Genomic DNA, 3,734 nt, shown 5'->3' on the forward strand with positions numbered 1-3,734 from the left:
CGTCGGCGCCGAACCCGCCCGCGCCAAGGGCTCCGCCTACGGTCTGGTCAGCCGTGCCGGCCGCAGCCTGTCGCCGGCCGCGGCGGTGTTCGTCGAGCGGGTGCTGGAACAGGACCGGCGCTTCGCCGCCACCTGAGGATCAGCGCCAGCGAGCGTCGTCGCGGCGCTCCTGCCAGGAACGGTTCCAGTCGCGCCCGCGGTTGTCACGGTCGCGGTCGTGATAGCGCTCGTAGCGGTAGTCGGGACGATGCCGGTGGTCGTTGCGGTCGTAGACCACGCAGGCCGACAGCGGCAGGACGAGGATCAGCAGGGAAAGCAAACGACGCATGGCGCCTCCTGTGCGGTTCCGGCCTCTCCTGCGGATGCGGGAGGATTGCCTGTTCCGGAACCTGCACATCGGACTGCGCGGCGCGCGGGCGGTGCCCGCGGCGAGAGTAAAGCCTGGGTAAATCAGCCGAGGCTACGCAGGTGCAGGACGCCGAACAGCAGCACCTGGAGGCGCTCCAGCCAAGGTGCCGGGCGCGCCTTGAGACGCCCGTTGAGCAGCAGGATCTCGGCGGCATGGACCAGCACCAGCACGCCGGACAACAGCAGGGTCGGTCGATGCAACTCGCCCAGCGGGTAGGCCAGGTTGACCAGCGCGACGAGCCAGAACATCGCCAGGGCGCCCTTGGCGAACGACAGAAAATGACTCATGGGAACCTCCTCGTTTCGGTATCGGCAGAGTGTGCCGAGCAAATGCGCCAAGAGGGTCCGCACTTTCGACTGGAAAGCACGACGGCGCCCGCAGGCGCCGCCTTTCCTTGCGCACCTCAGTTGCGCCAGCGAGGTGTCCCGCCCTGCTGGCCCTGGTGTCCCGAACGATCCTGCCCACCGTGTTGCTGCCAGCGTTGCGGAGAATGCCCGCGCCATTGCGGCTGGCCACCGCGCTGCCAGTTGCCCGGATGCCGCTCGCCGCGATGGGCCGGGCGCGATTCGTGGTGGCGCTGCGGGTAGCGATATTGCTCGCGCCGGTAGTCGCGGTGGCCATCGTAGCGGCGTGGCGCCGGGTAGTAGCGTTGGTCGTAGTAGCGCGTCGAGTAGTAGCGCCGTTCGCTACGCCAGCCATCGTCGTAGACGCGATAGCGTGGCACTTCGTAGGCGTAGGGCTGGCCGCGATAGCGGCGCCAGTCGCCGTCATCGTAGTCGTAGTCATACACCGCGCAGCCGCCCAGGCTGGCGAGAAGCAGAAGAAGCGGGACTCTCAGGAATGTGCGCCACATGGCAGCCTCCTGCGGCCCCGCCGCCAGCCGGACAACCGGCGACGCTGCGAGGCGCGCATACGACGTGAAGACTCGGGAAAAGGGAGCGGGCTCAGCACCAGCCTTTCTTGGCCTGGCCTGGAGGACAATGGGGCGGGCCACCGCGATGGTAGCCGTAGTAACCCTGGTCGAAGTCCAGTTCGACGCAGGCGCCCGGCCCCCCGCTGCAACCGCTCCCCAGGAAGGCCGCCGGCAGCAGCCCGATCAATCGCATGACCATCAGCATTCTCCTTCATCGCAGAACGCAGCCGAACCACGCCTGGACAAGATCCCGATGGAGCGGGAAGCCGGTTGCGGCGGTTGCAACCCGGCTGCACTAGAGACCGAAGGGAAAAACGGAAATTCCCTGAATCCGACCAACGACAGGCCCCTCCAGGGCGTGACCGCCGCCGGCGTTTCTCGGTAGAGTGCGCGGATCAAGGACTGTCGGCCCCGCCGGCAAGGCTCAAGGAGCATGCATGCAACCCATCGACCGCGCCCAGGCACAGCAGCGCGCCAACGACATTCTGGTGTTCCAGCGCGAGCTGCAACGCCTCGACCAGGAGCAGGCGTTCCGCCTCGAACCGACCCAGGCCCGGCAACTCGCCGACTATCACCTGGCCCTGCTGGACAGCTACCGCGACCGTTTCGACATCGACCACGACCTGCGCAGCCAGCAACTTTCGCTGGGCATGCGGGTGGCCTCGTTCTTCGGCGCCCTGGCCTTCGCCGCCAGCGTGTTCCTGCTGTTCTATCGCTTCTGGGGCCTGTTCCCTACCGTCGCCCAGGTGGCGATCCTGGTCGGCAGCGCCTTCGTCGCGTTCTTCGCCACACTCTGGGTCCAGACCAAGGACACCTCTGGCTACTTCAGCAAGCTGGCGGCGATGGTCGCGTTCGCCTGCTTCGTCCTCGACCTGACCATGCTCGGGCAGATATTCAACGTCACCCCCAGCGACCTGGCCCTGGTGCCCTGGGCGCTCTACGCCCTGCTCCTGGCCTACCTGTGCAACGCCCGCCTGCTGCTGGCGGCGGCGATCCTCTGCGTGATGGGTTTCATCGCCGCGCGCGTCGGCACCTGGGGCGGCGGCTACTGGCTGGGCGTAGGCGAGCGACCGGAGAACTTCTTCCCCGCCGCCGCGCTGATCTTCGCCGTGCCGCTGTGCTTCGAGCAGCGCAACTTCAGCGGCTTCGCCGTGATCTACCGGGTGTTCGCCCTGCTCGGCCTGTTCCTGCCGATGCTGGTGCTGGCCAACTGGGGCTCAGGCAGCTACCTGGCGCTGCCGTCGGCGCTCATCGAGGGGCTCTACCAGGTCGCCGGCTTCGTCGCCGCCGCCCTGGTGATCTGGCTCGGCGCGCGACGCAACTGGGCCGACGTGAGCAATACCGGGATCACCTTCTTCGTCATCTTCCTCTACACCAAGTTCTTCGACTGGTGGTGGGAAGCGATGCCGAAGTACCTGTTCTTCCTGGTGCTCGGCCTCAGCGCCCTGCTGATCCTGCTGGTCCTGCGCCGCCTGCGCACGCCCCTGGGCATCGCCGCGAGGACTGACGCATGAATCGCAACCGTCGCAACGCCCTGGTCGCCGGCAGCCTCCTGCTGCTGGCGGCGAACCTGGCCGCCCTCGGTGGCGTCGCCTGGAACCGGTCCGGCGAGGCCGAAAGCAAGTTGGTGCTCAGTCAGCGCGAACTCCAGCGCAACTGGTCCTACGGCTTCTGGAGCGAAGAGAACAGTGGCGTCGAACTGCGCCTGGAGCTTCGCTCGCCGAACGGCGAGCCGCCCAATGACCTCGCGCCCCCGCTGCCGCCCGAGCAGATGCGCGCCCTCGGTTTCAGCATCCCGGACGCGCTCGACGAAGAGAGCGTACGGCGCTACCGCCGCCAACAGGAAAAACAGGTGCTACTGGTCCTGGAGCTCGACGGCCCGGCCTATCGCCGCGAAGTACGCCTGGCCGAGGAGCGCCTGGCCGAGGCCCGCGCCCGCAGCAAGGCCCTGCCCAAGGACGAAATGCTGTCCAGCCAGATGGAAGCCGCTCGCCACCAACTGAAGCATGAGCAGGGAGAGGCCAGCCGACTGTTCATCGTCGACGCCGGCCTCGACCTGGCCGCCCTGCGCCAGCGCTACCCCGAGCGCCAGCGCTACGCCATCGTCAAGGGCCGGGTGCGTCCCTGGTCCGCGGTCGACGAAGGCAGGACGCTGGTCGGCGGCTACATCAGCCGTACCGACCTCGCCGCAATCAACGTGCCACGACAATGGCACGCGGTATTCGCCAAGGTCGACGGACAAAACTACCGGCTAGCGCCGCTGGAACTGCACCTCAGCTTCGGCCAGCGCCTGGAGCCCTGGATCACCAACGCCGTTCGCCGCTGAAACGCCCCGCCCGGCGCGCGATGCTTGCATCCGCGCGCCGGGCGCTGCACCCTGGGCACCCGCCAGCCATCCACCGCGCCATGAAC

Annotated in this window: 6 protein-coding genes and 1 pseudogene; 3 read left to right on the forward strand and 4 right to left on the reverse strand. The window is 67.8% G+C overall.

What is annotated here, in order from left to right:
* Window positions 1–136: pseudogene (locus tag FFS27_RS30200) on the forward strand (LysR family transcriptional regulator); the annotation flags it as partial.
* 3 nt (window positions 137–139) lie between these two features.
* Here the strand turns inward: FFS27_RS30200 and FFS27_RS30205 are convergent.
* From FFS27_RS30205 to FFS27_RS30220, 4 genes are all read right to left on the reverse strand, one after another.
* Window positions 140–328: a hypothetical protein gene (locus tag FFS27_RS30205; RefSeq protein ID WP_003098351.1), complete on the reverse strand. Its 189-nt coding sequence runs from the start codon at window positions 326–328 to the stop codon at window positions 140–142.
* 122 nt (window positions 329–450) lie between these two features.
* Window positions 451–696 (reverse strand): DUF1145 domain-containing protein, encoded by a 246-nt coding sequence (locus FFS27_RS30210; protein WP_015503458.1) that lies wholly within the window; start codon window positions 694–696, stop codon window positions 451–453.
* A gap of 116 nt (window positions 697–812) precedes the next feature.
* Window positions 813–1,262: a hypothetical protein gene (locus FFS27_RS30215; RefSeq protein ID WP_015503459.1), complete on the reverse strand. Its 450-nt coding sequence runs from the start codon at window positions 1,260–1,262 to the stop codon at window positions 813–815.
* A 91-nt stretch (window positions 1,263–1,353) separates the two neighbouring features.
* Complete coding sequence (locus tag FFS27_RS30220; protein WP_009878032.1) at window positions 1,354–1,527, reverse strand: hypothetical protein; 174 nt, start codon at window positions 1,525–1,527, stop codon at window positions 1,354–1,356.
* A 232-nt stretch (window positions 1,528–1,759) separates the two neighbouring features.
* Here FFS27_RS30220 and FFS27_RS30225 point away from each other — a divergent pair, with 232 nt between their 5' ends.
* Both FFS27_RS30225 and FFS27_RS30230 read left to right on the forward strand, forming a co-directional pair.
* Window positions 1,760–2,836, forward strand: coding sequence for a DUF2157 domain-containing protein (locus FFS27_RS30225; RefSeq protein ID WP_021264276.1), 1,077 nt, complete (start codon window positions 1,760–1,762; stop codon window positions 2,834–2,836).
* A complete protein-coding gene (locus FFS27_RS30230) occupies window positions 2,833–3,648 on the forward strand; it encodes a DUF4824 family protein (RefSeq protein ID WP_015503461.1) in 816 nt (271 codons plus the stop codon). The genes FFS27_RS30225 and FFS27_RS30230 overlap by 4 nt, the downstream gene beginning before the upstream one ends.
* The last annotated feature ends 86 nt before the right edge of the window (window positions 3,649–3,734 follow it).

Source organism: Pseudomonas sp. 2VD (genome assembly GCF_005503585.1).
Classification (GTDB): Bacteria; Pseudomonadota; Gammaproteobacteria; order Pseudomonadales; family Pseudomonadaceae; genus Pseudomonas; species Pseudomonas aeruginosa.

Bases quoted from the DNA above. Each gene is read 5' to 3' on its own strand.
- FFS27_RS30205 (WP_003098351.1), bottom strand. From the start codon at position 328: ATGCGTCGTTTGCTTTCCCTGCTGATCCTCGTCCTGCCGCTGTCGGCC.
- FFS27_RS30210 (WP_015503458.1), bottom strand. From the start codon at position 696: ATGAGTCATTTTCTGTCGTTCGCCAAGGGCGCCCTGGCGATGTTCTGG.
- FFS27_RS30215 (WP_015503459.1), bottom strand. From the start codon at position 1,262: ATGTGGCGCACATTCCTGAGAGTCCCGCTTCTTCTGCTTCTCGCCAGC.
- FFS27_RS30220 (WP_009878032.1), bottom strand. From the start codon at position 1,527: ATGCTGATGGTCATGCGATTGATCGGGCTGCTGCCGGCGGCCTTCCTG.
- FFS27_RS30225 (WP_021264276.1), top strand. From the start codon at position 1,760: ATGCAACCCATCGACCGCGCCCAGGCACAGCAGCGCGCCAACGACATT.
- FFS27_RS30230 (WP_015503461.1), top strand. From the start codon at position 2,833: ATGAATCGCAACCGTCGCAACGCCCTGGTCGCCGGCAGCCTCCTGCTG.